The following is an 18,774-nucleotide window of genomic DNA, read 5'->3' on the forward strand; positions in this document are numbered from 1 at the left end:
GCAACGCCGCGCGCTCCGGGCCCTGTTGTGCGTCAGCCACCCAAGGAGTCCAGTTCATGAAGACGATCGACGAACTTCTCGGCGAAGGAGTCGACGGCAAGCGGGTCTTCGTCCGCGCCGACCTCAACGTGCCGCTCGACGGCCGCACCATCACTGACGACGGCCGCATCCGCGCCGTCCTGCCGACGGTCAAGGCTCTCGTCGGCGCGGGCGCCAAGGTGGTCGTGGCCTCGCACCTGGGCCGCCCCAAGGGCGCCCCGGACCCGGCCTTCTCGCTGCTGCCCGCCGCCGAGCGGCTCGGCGAACTCCTGGGCGCGCCGGTCGCGTTCGCGCAGGACACCGTCGGCCCCGCCGCGCACGACGCGGTGGACGGCCTGCAGCCCGGTCAGGTCGCCGTCATCGAGAACCTCCGCTTCAACGCGGGCGAGACCTCCAAGGACGACGCCGAGCGCGCCGGGTTCGCCGAGCAGCTCGCCGCCCTCGCGGACGTCTACGTGGGCGACGGCTTCGGCGCCGTGCACCGCAAGCACGCGTCCGTGTACGACCTGCCGGCCAAGCTGCCGCACTACGCGGGCTACCTCATCGCCACCGAGGTCGGCGTCCTCAAGAAGCTCACCGCGGACGTGCGGCGCCCGTACACCGTCATCCTCGGCGGCGCCAAGGTCTCCGACAAGCTCGCCGTCATCGACGAGCTGCTCGGCAAGGCCGACCGCCTGCTGATCGGCGGCGGCATGGCGTACACCTTCCTCAAGGCCCAGGGCCACGAGGTCGGCATCTCCCTCCTCCAGGAGGACCAGATCCCGGTCGTCAAGGAGTACATGGAGCGCGCCGAGAAGAACGGCGTCGAGCTCGTCCTGCCCGTCGACGTCCTGGTCTCCACGGACTTCCCCGACCTGAAGACGAAGGCCCCCGCCGACTTCAAGACCGTCGACGCGGACCGGATCCCCGCGGACATGGAGGGCCTGGACATCGGCCCCAAGACCCGCGAGCTCTTCGCCACGAAGATCGCCGACGCCGAGACCGTCTTCTGGAACGGCCCGGTCGGCGTCGCCGAGCACCCCGACTACGCCGAAGGCACCTCGGCCGTCGCGCGAGCCCTGCTCAACTGCGACGGCTTCACCGTGGTCGGCGGCGGCGACTCCGCCGCGGCCGTCCGCAACCTGGGCTTCGACGAGAATGCCTTCGGCCACATCTCGACCGGTGGCGGCGCCTCCCTCGAATACCTCGAGGGCAAGATGCTCCCCGGCCTCGCCGCACTGGAGAACTGAGACCTGATGACTACGCGTACCCCGCTGATGGCGGGCAACTGGAAGATGAACCTCAACCACCTCGAGGCCATCGCCCACGTCCAGAAGCTCGCCTTCGCCCTGGCCGACAAGGACTACGACGCCTGCGAGGTCGCCGTCCTGCCGCCCTTCACCGACCTGCGCTCCGTGCAGACCCTGGTCGACGGCGACAAGCTCAAGATCAAGTACGGCGCCCAGGACATCTCGGCGCACGACTCCGGTGCCTACACCGGCGAGATCTCGGGCCCGATGCTGGCCAAGCTGAAGTGCACCTACGTCGCCGTGGGCCACTCCGAGCGCCGCCAGTACCACAACGAGACCGACGAGATCTGCAACGCCAAGGTGAAGGCCGCCTACAGGCACGGCCTGACCCCGATCCTCTGCATCGGCGAGGGCCTGGACATCCGCAAGGCCGGCCAGCAGGTCCAGTACACGCTGAACCAGCTCGACGGCGGCCTGAAGGACGTCCCGGCCGAGCAGGCCGAGACCATCGTCATCGCCTACGAGCCGGTCTGGGCGATCGGCACCGGCGAGGTCGCGACCCCCGAGGACGCGCAGGAGGTCTGCGGCGCGATCCGCGGCCGTCTCGCCGAGCTGTACTCGCAGGACCTCGCCGACAAGGTCCGCATCCAGTACGGCGGCTCCGTGAAGGCTAAGAACGTCGCCGACATCATGGCGCAGCCCGACGTCGACGGCGCCCTGGTGGGCGGCGCGGCGCTGGACACGGACGAGTTCGTCAAGATCGTCCGGTTCCGCGACCAGTGAGTATGCGGTAGCGGCGATACGTCGTACCCTTGCGGGGGTCGGAGGCTCTCGAAGCTGGCTTGAAAGCCCGCACGCAAAGCCCCCGGCCCCCGCCGTCGATTCAGTTCCGAGGAAGTTGGTCCAGCCGTGGTTATGGGGTTCTCGATCGCCCTCATCGTCTTCAGCGCTCTGATGATGCTGCTGGTGCTGATGCACAAGGGCAAGGGCGGCGGTCTCTCCGACATGTTCGGTGGCGGCATGCAGTCGTCCGTCGGTGGCTCCTCCGTCGCGGAGCGCAACCTCGACCGCATCACGGTCGTGGTCGGTCTGCTGTGGTTCGCGTGCATTGTCGCGCTGGGTCTGCTGATGAAGGCGAACAACTAGCGCCAGGCACTGGTCGCTTGTCCGGTGCGAGCCCGCGTGCGCGGCTTATCATGGGGCTTGCGTCCGGCGGTCGGGTGTAACTCCCACCACTGGACGCGCGTTGGGCCTTACGTAAACTGAGGCGCCCGCAGCAGCACCATCACGCAGGGAGTTACGACCGTGGCAAGTGGCAACGCGATCCGAGGAAGTCGGGTCGGGGCGGGGCCGATGGGCGAGGCCGAGCGCGGTGAGTCCGCGCCGCGACTGCGCATCTCCTTCTGGTGCTCCAACGGGCACGAGACGCAGCCGAGCTTCGCCAGCGACGCGCAGGTCCCCGATACGTGGGACTGTCCCCGCTGCGGCTTCCCGGCAGGTCAGGACCGGGACAGCCCGCCGGACCCGCCGCGCACCGAGCCGTACAAGACGCATCTGGCGTACGTACGCGAGCGGCGCAGCGACGAGGACGGAGAGGCCATCCTCGCGGAAGCACTCGCCAAACTGCGGGGCGAGATCTAGTACTTGCGAACCGGCCGGACACCGAGAGGTGTCCGGCCGGTTTCTTTATCCCGGCACGTGTGCGGACGATCAGTTTCAGACATCTCATATCGCTCATCGATCCATTAGGTTGGAGAGTGCAGCGGGGCAATACACGTACATGGGTACGAGAGAAGGCTGAAGTCCGAGATGAATGCAGAAAGCCGCGCCAGGCTCAATCAGACGCCCGAGTGGACGGCGCTCACCAAGCACCGCGAACAGCTCGGGGAGGTGCAGCTGCGCGAGCTGTTCGCCGCCGATCCGGCACGCGGCACGGCGTACACCCTCCAGGTCGGTGACCTGCACCTCGATTACTCCAAGCACCTCGTCACGGAGGAGACGCTGCGGCTGCTGCGCGAGCTCGCCGCCGCGACGGACGTCTTCGGGCTCCGGGACGCCATGTTCCGCGGCGAGAAGATCAATACGACGGAGGACCGCGCGGTCCTGCACACGGCGCTGCGCGCCCCGCGTGACGCCGTCATCGAGGTCGACGGCGAGAACGTGGTGCCCGCGGTGCACGCCGTCCTCGACAAGATGAGCGCCTTCTCGGAGAAGGTCCGCTCCGGCGAGTGGACCGGTCACACCGGCAAGCGCATCAAGAACATCGTCAACATCGGCATCGGCGGCTCCGACCTCGGGCCCGCGATGGCGTACGACGCGCTGCGCGCCTTCACCGACCGCGGGCTCACGGTCCGCTTCGTGTCGAACGTGGACGGCGCGGACCTGCACGAGGCCGTGCGGGACCTGGACGCCGCCGAGACGCTGTTCGTCATCGCCTCGAAGACCTTCACGACCATCGAGACGATCACGAACGCCACGTCCGCGCGCGACTGGCTGCTCACGGAGCTGAAGGCTGGTCAGGACGCCGTCGCCAAGCACTTCGTGGCGCTGTCGACCAACGCCGAGAAGGTGTCGGAGTTCGGCATCGACACGGCCAACATGTTCGAGTTCTGGGACTGGGTCGGCGGCCGTTACTCCTACGACTCGGCGATCGGCCTCTCCCTGATGATCGCCATCGGGCCCGACCGCTTCCGCGAGATGCTCGACGGCTTCCACCTCGTCGACGAGCACTTCCGCACCGCGCCCGCCGAGTCCAACGTGCCGCTCCTGATGGGCCTGTTGGGCATCTGGTACGGCAATTTCCACGACGCGCAGTCGCACGCCGTCCTGCCGTACTCGCACTACCTCTCCAAGTTCACCGCGTATCTGCAGCAGCTGGACATGGAGTCCAACGGCAAGTACGTCGGCCGGGACGGCAAGGAGGTCGACTGGCAGACGGGCCCGGTCGTCTGGGGCACGCCGGGCACCAACGGCCAGCACGCCTACTACCAGCTCATCCACCAGGGCACGAAGCTGATCCCGGCGGACTTCATCGGCTTCGCGCAGCCGGTCGCCGACCTGCTGCCCGGCCTGGTCGCCCAGCACGACCTGCTGATGGCCAACTTCTTCGCCCAGACCCAGGCGCTCGCGTTCGGCAAGTCGCCCGACGAGGTGCGTGCCGAGGGCGTCCCGGAGGAGCTCGTCCCGCACAAGACCTTCAAGGGCAACCACCCGACGACGACGATCCTCGCCAAGGAGCTGACGCCCTCGGTCCTCGGTCAGCTCGTCGCGCTCTACGAGCACAAGGTCTTCGTCCAGGGCGCCGTCTGGAACATCGACTCCTTCGACCAGTGGGGCGTCGAGCTCGGCAAGGTCCTCGCCAAGCGCGTCGAGCCCGCCCTTACCGAGGGCGCCGAGGTGCCCGACCTGGACGGTTCGACCACGGCCCTGGTCGACAAGTACCGGGATCTGCGCGGCCGTTGAGTCTCACCTGGTGTTAATCGGATGCGGGCGCACCGCCCGGCGGGTGACACTGCTTCGGCTCTGTCACCCGCCGGGAGGGACCTTGTCATGGACCAGCTACTTGCCGTGCTCGCCGATCCGGAGAGACTCAGGCTGTACGCGCGCATAGTCCTCGACGAGCTGCCGCCGCGCGAGGCCGACTCCGCCGTCGCCCGCAAACACCTGGGGCGCCTCCTCGCCGCCGGGCTCGTGGAGCGGCTGCCCGACGGGTCGCTGCGGGCCGACGCGGCCGTCTTCCGGCGGTCAGCGGGACCGGTGGACGCCCACCCCACCGTGCCGCGCCGCCTCACCGGTTTCTTCGCGCACGGCCGCCTCACCGCGATCCCCGTACGCCCCGTCGTACGCCACGAACTCCTCGTCCACCTCACGGACAGCCTCTTCGACACCGGCCGCAGCTACAGCGAGCGCGAGGTCAACGACGCGTTCGGCACCGTCCACGACGACAGCGCCGCGCTGCGCAGGTACTGCGTCTCCGACGGCCTCCTGGAGCGCGAGGAGGACGGCAGCAGTTACCGCCGCGCACTTGTCGATGCCTGAGAGCCCCGCACCGGTCGGTGCGGGGCCCTCAGGACGTACGACGGGAAGCGGCTACGCCACGGCCGGCGGGTAGAGCTCCGGAGGGAGCTCGGAGGCCGCCGCGGAGTCGAGCAGCCACAGCGTGCGCGAGCGGCCGTAGGCACCGGCCGCGGGGGCCTGCACCTCACCGGCGCCCGACAGGGCGATGGCCGCGGCCCGCGCCTTGTCCTCGCCCGCCGCGAGCAGCCACACCTCACGCGCCGACCGGATGGCCGGGAGCGTGAGCGAGATGCGGGTCGGCGGGGGCTTCGGCGCGCCGTGCACGCCGACCACCGTGCGCACCGTCTCGCGCACCGCGGGCAGCTCGGGGAAGAGCGACGCGACGTGCGTGTCCGGGCCGACGCCGAGCATCAGGACGTCGAAGGTCGGCACCGGGCCATGGTCCTCCGGGGTCGCGGCCGCGGTGAGTTCGGCGGCGTAGATCTCCGCCGCCGCGTCCACCTCGTACGCGCCGTCCGACGCGGGCATCGGGTGCACCCGGGCCGGGTTGAGGGGCACCGAGTCGAGCAGCGCCTCCTTGGCCTGGGTGTAGTTGCGCTCCGGGTCGCCGTCCGGCAGGAAGCGCTCGTCGCCCCACCACAGGTCGAGACGCGACCAGTCGATCGCGTCCTTCGCGGGGGACGAACCGAGCGCCGCGAGCAGGCCGTTGCCGTTGCGGCCGCCGGTGAGGACCACCGACGCGCTGCCGCGGGCGGCCTGCGCGTCGACGATCTTCGTGATGAGGCGGGCCGCCGCGGCCTGTGCCATCAGCTCCTTGTCGCGGTGGATGACGAGCTGCGGGGTCGCGCTCACTTCGCGGCCGCCTTCTTGGCCGGGGCCTTCTTCGCCGGTGCCTTCTGCGGCGCGGCGCCCTCCCCGGAGGCCTTGGCCTCCTCCGCCGTCTCGGTCACCGGCTGCGACGGCGGGGCCGCCAGGCGGTCCACGCCGTACTTCAGCGCCGAGGCGTAGGTGTCGTCCGGGTCGAGGCGGCGCAGCTCCTCCGCGATCAGTTCGGCCGTCTCGCGGCGCTTGAGCGCCACCGCGCGGTCGGGCTGCCCCTGGATGGAGAGCGTGGCGAGCGAGCCGTCCGCCCGGTCGAGCACGATGGGACCGCAGGTGGTCTCCATCCGGACGCCGGTCAGGCCGGGGCCCGGCGAAAGCGCGCGCTTGACCGGCACGTCGAGGCGGTCCGCGAGCCACATGGCGAGCAGCTCGCAGCTCGGGTTGAACTCCTCGCCGTCCACCTGCACTTCGGTGACCTTGCACGTGACCTGGTCCAGGGCCGCGGCGAGCATGGAGCGCCACGGGGTGATGCGGGTCCAGGACAGGTCCGTGTCGCCGGGATGGTAGGCCTCGGCGCGGGCGGTCAGCTCGCGGATCGGCTCCTCGGCCGCGTACGTGTCCGTGACGCGCCGCTGCGCCAGGGCGCCGAGCGGGTCGTTCGCCGGGTCAAGCGGGGCGTTCACCGGCCACCAGACGACCACGGGGGCGTCGGGGAGGAGCAGCGGGAGCACGACCGACTGGGCGTGGTTGAGGACGTCGCCGTACAGGCGCAGGACGACGGTCTCGCCCGTGCCGGCCTCGACGCCGACCCGTACCTCGGCGTCAAGGCGCGAGGTGGTGCGGTCACGGGGCGAGCGCGCGGCCCGCTTGATGACCACGAGGGTGCGCGAGGGGTGCTCGCGGGAGGCGTCGTTGGCCGCCTTCAGGGCGTCGTAGGCGTTCTCCTCGTCGGTGACGATGACGAGGGTGAGCACCATGCCGACGGCGGGGGTGCCGATCGCCCTGCGGCCCTTGACGAGCGCCTTGTTGATCTTGCTGGAGGTGGTGTCCGTAAGGTCGATCTTCATGGCCGGCGCCAGCTCCGTCCGTCTCGTGCGAGCATTTCGTCCGCCTCGGTCGGGCCCCAGGTACCGGCCGGGTACTGCGCGGGCTTGCCGTGCTTGTCCCAGTACTCCTCGATCGGGTCGAGGATGTTCCAGGACAGCTCGACCTCCTCCGTGCGCGGGAAGAGGTTGGCGTCGCCGAGCAGGACGTCCAGGATCAGGCGCTCGTACGCCTCCGGGCTGGACTCGGTGAAGGACTCGCCGTAGGCGAAGTCCATCGAGACGTCCCGGATCTCCATGGAGGTGCCGGGCACCTTCGAGCCGAACCGGACCGTGATGCCCTCGTCCGGCTGGACGCGGATGACGATCGCGTTCTGCCCGAGCTCCTCGGTGGCGGTGTGGTCGAAGGGGGAGTGGGGCGCGCGCTGGAAGACCACCGCGATCTCCGTGACCCGGCGGCCGAGGCGCTTGCCCGTCCGCAGGTAGAAGGGCACGCCCGCCCAGCGGCGGTTGTCCACCTCCAGCTTGACCGCGGCATAGGTGTCGGTCTTCGACTTGGGGTCGATGCCGTCTTCCTGGAGGTAGCCGACGGCCTTCTCGCCGCCCTGCCACCCCGCGGCGTACTGCCCGCGGACCGTGTTCTTGCCGAGGTCCTTGGGGAGCCGGACGGCGCCGAGGACCTTGGCCTTCTCGGCGACCAGCGCGTTGGCGTCGAAGGAGGCGGGCTCCTCCATCGCGGTGAGCGCCATCAGCTGGAGCAGGTGGTTCTGGATGACGTCACGGGCGGCGCCGATGCCGTCGTAGTACCCGGCGCGGCCGCCGATGCCGATGTCCTCGGCCATGGTGATCTGCACGTGGTCGACGTAAGACCGGTTCCAGATCGGCTCGAACATCTGGTTGGCGAAGCGGAGCGCCAGGATGTTCTGGACGGTCTCCTTGCCGAGGTAGTGGTCGATCCGGAACACCTGGTCCGGGGCGAACACCTCGTGCACGATCGCGTTCAGCTCCTGGGCCGACGCCAGGTCGTGGCCGAACGGCTTCTCGATGACCGCACGGCGCCAGGCCCCCTGCGGGGCGTCCGCGAGCTCGTGCTTCTTCAGCTGCTGGACGACCTGCGGGAAGAACTTGGGCGGCACCGAGAGGTAGAACGCGAAGTTGCCGCCGGTGCCCTGGGCCTTGTCGAGCTCCTGGATGGTGGCCTTGAGCTGCTCGAAGGCGTCGTCGTCGTCGAAGTTGCCCTGGACGAAGCGCATCCCCTGGATGAGCTGCTGCCAGACCTCCTCGCGGAACGGCGTGCGCGAGTGCTCCTTGACCGCGTCGTGGACGACCTGGGCGAAGTCCTCGTCCTCCCAGTCGCGACGCGCGAAGCCGATGAGCGAGAAGCCCGGCGGCAACAGGCCTCTGTTGGCGAGGTCGTAGACGGCAGGCATCAACTTTTTACGGGACAAATCGCCCGTGACGCCAAAAATGACCAGGCCCGACGGCCCCGCGATGCGCGGGAGCCGTCGGTCTGCGGCGTCACGCAGCGGATTGCTGCTTGACAAAGTGGGTCAGCCCTTCGAAGGAGCGAGGCGCTCGAGCTCGGCCTCGGTCGACTTGAGCAGGTCGGTCCAGGACGCCTCGAACTTCTCGACGCCCTCGTCCTCGAGCAGCTGTACGACCTCGTCGTACGAGATGCCGAGCTTCTCCACGGCGGCGATCTCAGCGCGCGACTGGTCGTAGGTGCCCGCGATGGTGTTGCCGGTGATCGACCCGTGGTCGGCGGTGGCCTCCAGGGTGGCCTCCGGCATCGTGTTCACCGTGTTCGGGGCGACCAGGTCGTCGACGTACAGGGTGTCCTTGTACGACGGGTCCTTGACGCCGGTCGAGGCCCACAGCGGACGCTGCTTGTTGGCCTGCGCCTTGTCGAGGGCGGCCCAGCGGTCGGAGGAGAAGACCTCCTCGTACGCCTCGTAGGCCAGGCGGGCGTTGGCGAGCGCGGCCTTGCCCTTGGCGGCCTTGGCCTCGTCCGTGCCGATGGCGTCCAGGCGCTTGTCGATCTCGGTGTCCACGCGGGACACGAAGAAGGACGCCACCGAGTGGATCTTCGAGAGGTCCAGGCCGCGCTCCTTGGCCTTCTCCAGGCCCGCGAGGTACGCGTCCATGACCATGCGGTAGCGCTCGAGCGAGAAGATCAGCGTGACGTTGACGCTGATGCCGAGGCCGATGACCTCGGTGATCGCCGGGATGCCCGCCTCGGTGGCCGGGATCTTGATGAGCGCGTTCGGCCGGTCCACCAGCCAGGCGAGCTGCTTGGCCTCGGCCGTCGTGGCCTTGGTGTCGTGCGCCAGGCGCGGGTCGACCTCGATGGACACCCGGCCGTCCTGGCCGCCCGTCGCGTCGAAGACCGGGCGCAGGATGTCGGCGGCGTCACGGACGTCCGCCGTCGTGATCATCCGGATGGCCTCTTCGACGGTGACCTTGCGGGCCGCCAGGTCGGAGAGCTGCTGGTCGTAACCGTCGCCCTGCGAGATGGCCTTCTGGAAGATCGAAGGATTGGTCGTGACGCCCACGACGTGCTGCTGGTCGATCAGCTCGGCGAGGTTGCCGGACGTGATCCGCTTGCGCGACAGGTCGTCCAGCCAGATCGCGACGCCTTCTTCGGAAAGGCGCTTGAGTGCGTCTGTCATGGAATTACATCTCCTACTTGGTCGTATATGGGCGTCAGCGCTGAGCGGCGTCGATCGATTCCCGTGCCGCCTGAGCCACTGCGTCGGCGGTGAACCCGAACTCGCGGAACAGCACCTTGCCGTCCGCCGAGGCACCGAAGTGCTCCAGCGAGACGATGCGTCCCGCGTCGCCGACGAAGCGGTGCCAGGTCAGACCGATGCCGGCCTCGACCGCCACACGCGCCTTGACGGACGGCGGCAGGACGCTGTCGCGGTACCCCTGGTCCTGCTCCTCGAACCATTCCACCGACGGCATCGAGACGACGCGCGTCGGGACGCCCGCGGCCTGCAGCTGCTCGCGCGCCTCGACGGCGAGCTGGACCTCGGAGCCGGTGCCGATGAGCACGACCTCGGGCGCTGTGCTCTTTCCGTTGGGCCCTTCGGCCTCGAAGAGGACGTAGCCACCCTTGGCGGCGTCCTCGTTGCGCTCGTACGTCGGCACGCCCTGGCGGGTCAGCGCGAGACCGTGCGGGGCCCCCTTGCCGAACTCCTTGGTGAAGCGCTTGAGGATCTCGCGCCATGCGACGACGGTCTCGTTGGCGTCGGCCGGGCGCACGACGTTCAGGCCCGGGATGGCGCGCAGCGAGGCCAGGTGCTCGACCGGCTGGTGGGTCGGGCCGTCCTCGCCGAGACCGACGGAGTCGTGCGTCCACACGTACGTCACCGGGAGGTGCATCAGCGCGGAGAGGCGGACGGCGTTGCGCATGTAGTCGGAGAACACCAGGAAGGTGCCGCCGAAGATGCGCGTATTGCCGTGCAGCGCGATGCCGTTCATCTCCGCGGCCATGGAGTGCTCGCGGATACCGAAGTGGACCGTACGGCCGTACGGGTCGGCCTCGGGCAGCGGGTTGCCCGCGGGCAGGAACGACGACGTCTTGTCGATCGTCGTGTTGTTCGAGCCCGCGAGGTCGGCGGAGCCGCCCCACAGCTCGGGGATGACCGCGCCGAGCGCCTGCAGGACCTTGCCGGACGCGGCGCGGGTGGCGACACCCTTGCCGGTCTCGAACTCGGGGAGCTTCTCCTCCCAGCCCTCGGGCAGCTCGCCCGCGCGGATGCGGTCGAACTCCGCGGCGCGCTCGCCGTTGGCGGTGCGCCAGGCGGCGAAGCCCTTCTCCCACTCGGCCTTGGCCTCACGGCCCCGGTCGAGGGCCTTGCGGGTGTGCGCGAGGACCTCGTCGGAGACCTCGAAGCTCTGCTCCGGGTCGAAGCCGAGGACGCGCTTGGTGGCGGCCACCTCGTCGTCGCCGAGCGCCGAGCCGTGTGCGGCCTCGGTGTTCTGCGCGTTCGGGGCGGGCCAGGCGATGATCGAGCGCATCGCGATGAAGGAGGGGCGCTCGGTCTCGGCCTTGGCGGCCTGGATCGCGGCGTAGAGGGCGGCCGGGTCGAGGTCGCCGTCCTCCTTGGGCGCCACGCGCTGGACGTGCCAGCCGTACGCCTCGTACCGCTTCATGGTGTCCTCGGAGACCGCGGTCTCCGTGTCGCCCTCGATCGAGATGTGGTTGTCGTCCCACAGCAGGACCAGGTTGCCGAGCTTCTGGTGCCCGGCCAGCGACGACGCCTCGCCGGAGATGCCCTCCTGGAGGCAGCCGTCACCGGCGATGGCGTAGATGTAGTGGTCGAACGGGGACGAGCCGTCGGCCGCCTCCGGGTCGAACAGACCACGCTCGTAGCGGGCGGCCATCGCCATGCCCACGGCATTGGCGACGCCCTGGCCCAGCGGGCCCGTCGTCGTCTCCACGCCCGTCGTGTGGCCGTACTCCGGGTGGCCCGGGGTCTTCGAGCCCCAGGTGCGGAAGGCCTTCAGGTCGTCCAGCTCCAGGCCGAAACCGGCCAGGTAGAGCTGGGTGTAGAGCGTGAGGGACGAGTGGCCCGCAGAGAGGACGAACCGGTCGCGGCCGGTCCACTGGGCGTCCGCCGGGTCGTGGCGCATCACCTTCTGGAAGAGGGTGTACGCGGCGGGCGCGAGGCTCATGGCCGTACCGGGATGGCCGTTGCCGACCTTCTGTACGGAATCCATGGCCAGGACGCGAGCGGTATCAACGGCCCGCTGGTCCAGTTCGGTCCACTCGAGGTCTGTGGTGGTCGGCTTGGTGCTCACCCTGAGTCAGGGCTCCTCTCCACATGTCGAATGCCGGCGGTGTAGATCCCACCGGCCGCTGTCGAGCCTACCGCTGCGAGAACGCTCATTTTTTCGAGTCATTCCAGACTGCAGTGACACGCGAGGATGCGCCTCCCGAAAGGAAAGGAGGGGCATTAGGCAAGTGAATATGGGCTCGCTCATATGTCTGCTCAAAAGGCCACCGGTATCGCCCATATGTCCGCTCAATGAACGCATGGTTCCGCTCATCTGGCGGCTCAACTCGCCACGGACGTCGTTCGACCGGCCGGGCCAACACGACCCCACCCCCGCGAAGGGCGAGGTATGGGCAACGTCTACAGTGGCGTGGTACGCGCGGGCCTTTACCGGATCTTCATGTCAGAAGGTGCTGGTCGGCCCGCTGGGATGTCTCTGTCAGGGGTGTGCGTGACGGCCGTTGAATCCCGTCCAGCGGGGGTTTCCGGGACGGACCTTAGCCCGAGCCATCGGCCGTTCGGGGCCCGCGTCAAGGCGTTCGTGGCGCTGACGAAGCCGCGGATCATCGAGCTGCTGCTCATCACCACCGTTCCGGTGATGTTCCTCGCCGAACAGGGGGTGCCCGACCTGTGGCTGGTCTTCGTGACCTGCCTGGGCGGCTACCTCTCCGCGGGGGGTGCGAACGCGCTCAACATGTACATCGACCGCGACATCGACGCCCTGATGGACCGCACGTCGCAGCGTCCGCTGGTGACCGGCATGGTCAGCCCGCGCGAGTGCCTCGTGTTCGGCATCACCCTCGCGGTCGTCTCCACCCTGTTGTTCGGCTTCGCCGTCAACTGGCTCTCCGCCTGGCTCTCGCTCGGCGCGCTGCTCTTCTACGTGGTCGTCTACACGATGATCCTCAAGCGGCGCACCTCCCAGAACATCGTCTGGGGCGGCATCGCGGGCTGTCTGCCGGTCCTCATCGGCTGGTCCTCGGTCACCGACTCCATGTCGTGGGCCCCGGTCATCCTCTTCCTCGTGATGTTCTTCTGGACGCCGCCGCACTACTGGCCGCTGTCCATGAAGGTCAAGGACGACTACGCGCGCGTCGGCGTGCCGATGCTGCCGGTCATCGCCTCGAACAAGGTGGTCGCCCGCCAGATCGTCCTCTACAGCTGGATGATGGTCGCCGTCTCGCTGCTGCTCCAGCCGCTCGGTTACACCGGCTGGTTCTACACGGCGGTCGCGCTGGTCACCGGCGGCTTCTGGCTGTGGGAGGCGCACGGGCTGCAAAGCCGTGCCAAGGCCGAGGTCGCGGGCGCCAAGCTCAAGGAGATGCGGCTCTTCCACTGGTCCATCACCTACGTCTCACTGCTCTTCGTGGCGGTCGCGGTGGATCCCTTCCTCCGCTGAACCCCCACTCCGCCGACGGGCGGGGCACGTGGTGTTGAACGCCACGCGCCCCGCCCGTCGCCAGTTGATCTACCCGTCGGTAGCATCCTGCCCATGGCAGACACACAGCAGGTGGACGAGAGCAAGGGCGACAGCAGGCAGGCCGCCAAGGCCGAGCGCAGGGCGGCCAGGCTCGCCAAGCAGATCGGCACCTTCGCGCGGGCGCACGGCGGCGCCGAGGCGCAGGTCGCGTACATCGGGCAGGAGGGCACCCGGATCGTCCTCGTGGGCGAGGACGGCGGCTGGGGCGACCTCGTCGCGCCCACCTACGCCATCGCGCAGAGCGCCGTCGAGAAGGCCGGGGTCACCGTCCACGAGGAGTTCGCCGGGGAGTTCGCGGCCAAGGTGAAGACCGGTCCCTACGAGTGGAAGCGGATGGCCGGCATCCAGCTCGGCGGCCCGAGCAACGGCTGACGCCCCGCCGTACGTTCGACCGAGACCGGCCGAAAGCAACACCTGACGCCCGGGTCACCCGTTAGGACCGTAGGAGCAAGGTCCACTCATCGGGAGTCCGGATGATCGAAACGCCGTCCCTGGTGGACCAGTACTGCCATGGCGTCCTCCGTACGGAGCTGGGCCTCGGCACCTTCGAGGCCCACCTCGGCCGGGGCGAGGGGCCGCCCGCCCCCGGCACCACCTTCTTCGACACCCAGACCGGCTTCGCGGTGCGCCGCTGGTGTCCGCCGCTGCTCGGCCTGGAGCCGCACTGCCCGCCCGCCCGCTATCTCGCCCGGCGCCGTGAACTCGGCGTACTGGAGTCGGGGCGGCGCCTGCTCCGGGGCAGCGGCATCACCACGTACCTCGTCGACACCGGGCTGCCGGGGGACCTGACGGGGCCCGCCGAGATGGCCTGCACCGGCGACGCCGACGCCCGCGAGATCGTCCGCCTGGAATTACTCGCCGAACAGGTCGCGGACACCTCCGGCACCGCGGACGCGTTCCTCGCCAATCTCGCCGAGTCCGTGCACGCCGCCGCCGAGGGCGCCGTCGCCTTCACCTCGGTCGCGGGGGTGCGCCATCCGCTCGCCCTCGCCGCGGAGCCGCCGGGCCCCGGTGAGGTGCGGGGGGCGGTCGGGCGCTGGCTGGCCGGGCGGCAGGTGGGCGGGGCGCTCGCCGATCCCGTCCTGCTGCGGCACCTGCTGTGGATCGCGGTGGCCTCGGGGCGGCCGCTGCAGCTGCACGCGGGGGCCGGGGACCCGCAGACGTACCTCGGGGACTTCGCGCGGGCCACCGCGGGGCTCGGCACCGATCTGGTGCTGCTGCACGGCTATCCGTACCACCGCAGCGCCGCGCACCTCGCGGCCGTCTTCCCGCACGTGTACGCCGACCTCGGACCGGCGCTCGTACGCACCGGAGCCCGCGCGGCCGCCGTGCTCGCCGAGATCCTCGAACTCGCGCCCTTCGGCAAGCTGCTGTTCTCCAGCGGCGCCCACGGGCTGCCCGAACTGCACGTCGTCGGCGCGCACCTGTTCCGGGAGGCGCTGGGGCGGGTGCTCGGTACCTGGGTCGCGGAGGGCGCCTGGTCGCTCACCGACGCGCAGCGCGTGGCGGGACTGATCGCCGCCGGCAACGCCCGCCGGGTCTACGGCCTCGAACGGTAGGACAGGCTCTCAGACGGCCGAGAGGCGGGAGTCGTCCGCCTGGGCGGGCACGTCGGCGGTCGTGAGCGGCCGTTCCCGCATCGCGAGCAGCACCCGCACCACAGCGATCCACACCAGGCACGAGCCGAGCATGTGCAGGCCGACCAGGATCTCCGGCAGGTCCGTGAAGTACTGGACGTAACCGATCGCGCCCTGCGAGAGGAGGACCAGGAACAGCTGGCGGGTGCGGGCCAGCGGGCCGGGCGGCGCGTCGACCGCCTTGAGGACGAACCACAGGGCGAACGCCAGCGTCACCACGATCCAGGCCAGTACGGCGTGCAGCTTGCTGACCGTCTCCCAGTCGAAGCCCATCCGCGGCACGTCGCTGGAGTCACCCGCGTGCGGTCCCGATCCGGTGACGACCGTGCCCACCGCGATCAGCAGCGCGGATACCGCGACGAGGACCCACACGAGCTGCACCACGGCCTTGCCGACCAGCGGGCGCGGCTCGCCGTCGCCCTCGCGGGTCCGCTGCCACATGGTGACGGCGACGGCGATCAGCGCGGAGGAGAGCAGGAAGTGCGCCGCGACCGTCCACGGGTTGAGGCCGACGAGGACCACGATGCCGCCGAGCACGGCGTTGCCCATGACCAGCCAGAACTGGGCCCAGCCGAGCCGGGTGAGGCTGCGGCGCACCGGCTTCTGGGAGCGGGCCGCGATGATCGCCCAGCCGACGGCCGCGCTCAGCACGTACGCCAGCATGCGGTTGCCGAACTCGACGGCGCCGTGGAAGCCCATCTCGCTCGTCGCGGTGAGGGACTGGTCCGTGCACTTGGGCCAGGTCGGGCAGCCGAGGCCGGATCCGGTCAGCCGGACGGCACCGCCCGTCACCACGATGAACACCGTCATGACGACGGAGATCACGGCCGCCTGCTGGACGGTCCGCTGAGTGGGGGTCCAGCGCTCGGCGATGAAGGCGAGCGGGTTCCGCACGGCTGAAGCGATGTCGGCTCGGGTCACATTTGGCACGCGCACCATCGTAGGGGGCCGCTTGTGCATGTCTTCACGAGGGGGACGAGTTGTCCCAGAGCGACCGGTGGATGCGGTCGGCCCTGGCCCGGAGATCCGCCGCGCGCACGGGGTCCGTGGCGCAGTCGGCGAGGAACGCGTACACCGCCACGAGTGAGGGGTGTTCCTCGCCCAGACTGGTGACGAAGATCCCCTCGGCCGTGCGCAGCTCCTGCTCGGCGCGGGTCCGGTAGCCCGCGGCCCGCAGCACGGGGCCGAGCCTGCACAGGGTCTTCGCCCGGTAGTGGTGGTCGGGGCCGTACGCGGTGACGTAGATCGCCTCGGCCTCACGGAGGGTGTCGATCGCCTTGTTGAGGTGTCCCTCGGCCCACTGCAGCGAGCCGAGCTTGTTGAGACAGGCGGCGTACGTGTGGGCCTCCGTCGCCCGGCGCTCACCGAGCAGGGTCAGGACGGGGCCGAGGAGTTCGTGCGCCCGGGCGAGATGGGCCTGGGCCTTGGCGCGCAGGCCGCGCTTGCGCAGGGGGCTGCGGGCCTGCCGGGAGGCGGCCCTGCACTGCTGGCCCTTGCGGCGCTCCACGTCCGCGAGGAACTTGGCGACCTGCGCGGTCTCGAAGTCCTCCTCGCCGCGCTTGCTGCGGAAGACGGCGTGCGCGGCCGTCAGCTCGGTCTGGGCGGTGTCCAGGTCGCCGCGGTCCTGCGCGACGATGCCGACGTCGCGCCGGAGCGCGGCGCGGAACACCACGTTCTCCTCGAGGCCGGTGGAGCCGCCGCTGCTGATCAGCTCGCCGGCCCGCCGGTAGCAGTCGAGCGCGGCGGTGAGCCGGCCCGCGTTGCGGTGGATCATGCCTGCCTCCTGCTCGGTGACCGCCCAGTCGCTCACCTCCCAGCCGGAGCCCTGGTGCTCGTAGATCCGCAGGGCGGCCTCCAGATAGCCGCCCGCCTCCCGGAAGCGGTTGCGCTCCCGCAGGATGCCGCCGAACTGACGGCAGCACTGCGCCCGTACCTGCTGGAAGGCGTCGTCGTCCTTGTGCGCGTCGCACAGCGCGAGCGCCCTGCCGCAGGCCGCCTCCGCCGGGTCCAGACGGGCGAGGAGGTAGTGCTGGCGGGCGATGGCCAGGTGGGCCGTCGCGAGGCTGTGTTCGGAGCCGGTGCCGAGGCCGCGCAGTTCCACCTCGCGGGCGAAGAAGGCCAGGGCGCTCTTCCAGTCGCAGCGGTGGCTCTGGTAGCTGCCCGCGCGGTGCAGCAGCCGTACGAGCCCCTCCGGGTCCCGGGCCGCGCCCAGTTCGCCGTCATTGTCGTCGGCCCAGGCGGGTTCGGCCGTCACGGCGTCGACGTGCGGCATCAGGCGCTCACAGGCGAGGCGCGAGTCGAGCTGTTCGGGGGCGAGCGGGAAGGCCGCCTCGATCAGCCGGACGGCGGCCTGCGACCACTCCAGGCGCTCGTGGCCGGTCAGCCGGGAGCGGATGAAGATCTGCACCCGGGGGTGGATCCCGTACGTCACCGGCTCCGTGCGGCCGTCGCCGTGGCGGGTCATCAGGGAGTGCTGGACGAGCTTGAGGACGAGCCGGGTGAAGGCGAGCTGGTCCTCCATGACCAGGCGCAGCCGGTCGGGCAGGACCGAGCGGTACCGGAAGAGCGTGGTGCGGGGCACGTCCTCGGAGGCGAGGAAGGAGCAGAGCCGCAGCAGGTCCTCGGCGGCGGGTGACTGCCGCCCGATCCGTTCGATCGCCAGCTCGAAGGTCTTGGCGTCGCTGTCGGCGGTCTGCTCGGAGAGCCGCTGCAGATAGTCCTCGAAGTCCTCGCTCTCCACGCTGATCTCGGCCTGCTCGATGTAGGCGCCGGCCTGCTCCAGGGCGAGGGGCTGCCAGCCGAGGAGCCGGCCGAGCCGGGCGAGGCGCTCGTCGGCCGCCGAGCCCGTCCTGAGCCGCAGGAACTCGATGCCTTCGGCCTCGGCGTAGACCGTCAGCTCGACGGGGTCGGGGCACAGGCCGGTCCAGCCCTCGCGCTGCTGGGTGGTGATGAGGACCTTGCCGACGCCTTCGGGCGGCAGCAGGGGCTGTAGCCGCTGCAGGCGGTCGATGGGTCCACTGTCGGCCTCGGCGCCGTCGAGCTGGACGTTGTCGTAGACGAGAAGCCAGTCCGGGTGGTCGCGCAGCCAGCTCCACAGGCGGGAGAGGACCACGGTCTTGGACTCGTGGTAGGCGATGCCGATCAGGGCGGCCAGTTCGAGGAGGTCGCACAGGAGCCGGTCGGAGCTGGTGGCGTTGAGCCACCGGGTGAGGCTGTGCTCCTCGAGCTTGTCGTGCGCGTACACCGTGGCCAGCTGGGACTTCCCGATGCCTCCGGTGCCGTGCAGGACGCAGACGCGGCGGCCCTTGGTGCCCTTGCCGGGGCTCAGGGTCCGCTCGATCCGGGCCATCTCCTGCGTGCGGCCCACGAAGTAGCGGGAGCGGAAGGGGAGGTTGTTCGGGGGAAAGGCGGCCGACGCGGTGTCCCCGGTGGTCCGTCCGGGTGAGGGGGCTGCCATGACGACGAGGGAGACCATGACCAGCACGACGAAGCCGACCAGGCCCCACATCACCGGGCCGGTCGTCTTGTCCTTGAAGAGGGCGACCAGGGCGACGGCGACCCCCGAGAGCGCGGTGGCGCCGGCGGCGAGCCGCTTCATGGTGACGGTGAGGCGCTTGCGGGTCAGGACGATCCGCTTGCGGGCGTCGACGACTAAACCGGAAAGCAATGCGGACATTTGTTCCCCCTGTCTGCCCCCACCCCGTCAATGCGCAGTACAGTCCCATT

At 70.0% G+C, this 18,774-nt stretch carries 16 protein-coding genes; 9 read left to right on the forward strand and 7 right to left on the reverse strand.

Annotated features, from left to right (window positions below; genetic code table 11):
- The first annotated feature begins 56 nt into the window (after positions 1-56).
- The 6 genes from ABZ953_RS23715 (at position 57) to ABZ953_RS23740 (ending at position 5,306) form a co-directional block, all read left to right on the forward strand.
- Positions 57-1,268: a phosphoglycerate kinase gene (locus ABZ953_RS23715; RefSeq protein ID WP_361727062.1), complete on the forward strand. Its 1,212-nt coding sequence runs from the start codon at positions 57-59 to the stop codon at positions 1,266-1,268.
- A gap of 6 nt (positions 1,269-1,274) precedes the next feature.
- Positions 1,275-2,051: a triose-phosphate isomerase gene (gene tpiA / locus ABZ953_RS23720; protein WP_361727064.1), complete on the forward strand. Its 777-nt coding sequence runs from the start codon at positions 1,275-1,277 to the stop codon at positions 2,049-2,051.
- 132 nt (positions 2,052-2,183) lie between these two features.
- Positions 2,184-2,414: a preprotein translocase subunit SecG gene (gene secG, locus ABZ953_RS23725; RefSeq protein WP_030784160.1), complete on the forward strand. Its 231-nt coding sequence runs from the start codon at positions 2,184-2,186 to the stop codon at positions 2,412-2,414.
- Positions 2,415-2,573: 159 nt separating this feature from the next.
- Positions 2,574-2,909, forward strand: coding sequence for an RNA polymerase-binding protein RbpA (locus ABZ953_RS23730; RefSeq protein ID WP_361727066.1), 336 nt, complete (start codon positions 2,574-2,576; stop codon positions 2,907-2,909).
- Positions 2,910-3,077: 168 nt separating this feature from the next.
- On the forward strand, positions 3,078-4,730 hold the full coding sequence (gene pgi / locus ABZ953_RS23735; protein ID WP_361727068.1) for a glucose-6-phosphate isomerase: 1,653 nt from the start codon (positions 3,078-3,080) through the stop codon (positions 4,728-4,730).
- 294 nt (positions 4,731-5,024) lie between these two features.
- Positions 5,025-5,306 (forward strand): DUF2087 domain-containing protein, encoded by a 282-nt coding sequence (locus ABZ953_RS23740; RefSeq protein ID WP_361727366.1) that lies wholly within the window; start codon positions 5,025-5,027, stop codon positions 5,304-5,306.
- Positions 5,307-5,357: 51 nt separating this feature from the next.
- Here the strand turns inward: ABZ953_RS23740 and pgl are convergent, their stop codons facing one another.
- From pgl to tkt, 5 genes are read right to left on the reverse strand one after another with little or no spacing between them, the layout of a single operon-like run.
- Entirely contained in the window at positions 5,358-6,137 is a 780-nt protein-coding gene (gene pgl / locus ABZ953_RS23745; RefSeq protein WP_361727070.1) for a 6-phosphogluconolactonase, read from the reverse strand.
- Positions 6,134-7,174 (reverse strand): glucose-6-phosphate dehydrogenase assembly protein OpcA, encoded by a 1,041-nt coding sequence (opcA, locus tag ABZ953_RS23750; RefSeq protein WP_361727072.1) that lies wholly within the window; start codon positions 7,172-7,174, stop codon positions 6,134-6,136. The genes pgl and opcA overlap by 4 nt, the downstream gene beginning before the upstream one ends.
- Entirely contained in the window at positions 7,171-8,694 is a 1,524-nt protein-coding gene (gene zwf / locus ABZ953_RS23755) for a glucose-6-phosphate dehydrogenase (RefSeq protein WP_361727074.1), read from the reverse strand. Before zwf ends, opcA begins: the two co-directional genes overlap by 4 nt.
- A 6-nt stretch (positions 8,695-8,700) precedes the next feature.
- On the reverse strand, positions 8,701-9,819 hold the full coding sequence (gene tal, locus ABZ953_RS23760) for a transaldolase (protein ID WP_361727076.1): 1,119 nt from the start codon (positions 9,817-9,819) through the stop codon (positions 8,701-8,703).
- Between the two features lie 34 nt (positions 9,820-9,853).
- On the reverse strand, positions 9,854-11,956 hold the full coding sequence (gene tkt, locus ABZ953_RS23765) for a transketolase (RefSeq protein WP_361727078.1): 2,103 nt from the start codon (positions 11,954-11,956) through the stop codon (positions 9,854-9,856).
- Between the two features lie 420 nt (positions 11,957-12,376).
- Between tkt and ABZ953_RS23770 the strand changes: the two genes are divergently transcribed.
- The 3 genes from ABZ953_RS23770 (at position 12,377) to ABZ953_RS23780 (ending at position 14,970) form a co-directional block, all read left to right on the forward strand.
- Positions 12,377-13,330: a heme o synthase gene (locus ABZ953_RS23770; protein WP_361727368.1), complete on the forward strand. Its 954-nt coding sequence runs from the start codon at positions 12,377-12,379 to the stop codon at positions 13,328-13,330.
- A 93-nt stretch (positions 13,331-13,423) separates the two neighbouring features.
- Positions 13,424-13,783 carry a hypothetical protein gene (locus ABZ953_RS23775; protein WP_361727080.1) on the forward strand — a complete coding sequence of 120 codons (360 nt, stop codon included), beginning with the start codon at positions 13,424-13,426 and terminating at the stop codon, positions 13,781-13,783.
- A 101-nt stretch (positions 13,784-13,884) separates the two neighbouring features.
- A complete protein-coding gene (locus ABZ953_RS23780; RefSeq protein WP_361727082.1) occupies positions 13,885-14,970 on the forward strand; it encodes an amidohydrolase family protein in 1,086 nt (361 codons plus the stop codon).
- Positions 14,971-14,979: 9 nt separating this feature from the next.
- On the opposite strand, the gene ABZ953_RS23785 is transcribed toward ABZ953_RS23780, so the two are convergent.
- Positions 14,980-16,008, reverse strand: a complete 1,029-nt coding sequence (locus tag ABZ953_RS23785) for a COX15/CtaA family protein (RefSeq protein WP_361727084.1) — start codon at positions 16,006-16,008, stop codon at positions 14,980-14,982.
- Between the two features lie 4 nt (positions 16,009-16,012).
- Positions 16,013-18,724, reverse strand: coding sequence for a tetratricopeptide repeat protein (locus ABZ953_RS23790; RefSeq protein ID WP_361727086.1), 2,712 nt, complete (start codon positions 18,722-18,724; stop codon positions 16,013-16,015).
- Between the last annotated feature and the right edge of the window lie 50 nt (positions 18,725-18,774).

This window comes from Streptomyces sp. NPDC046465 (genome assembly GCF_040646035.1).
Lineage (GTDB): Bacteria > Actinomycetota > Actinomycetes > Streptomycetales > Streptomycetaceae > Streptomyces.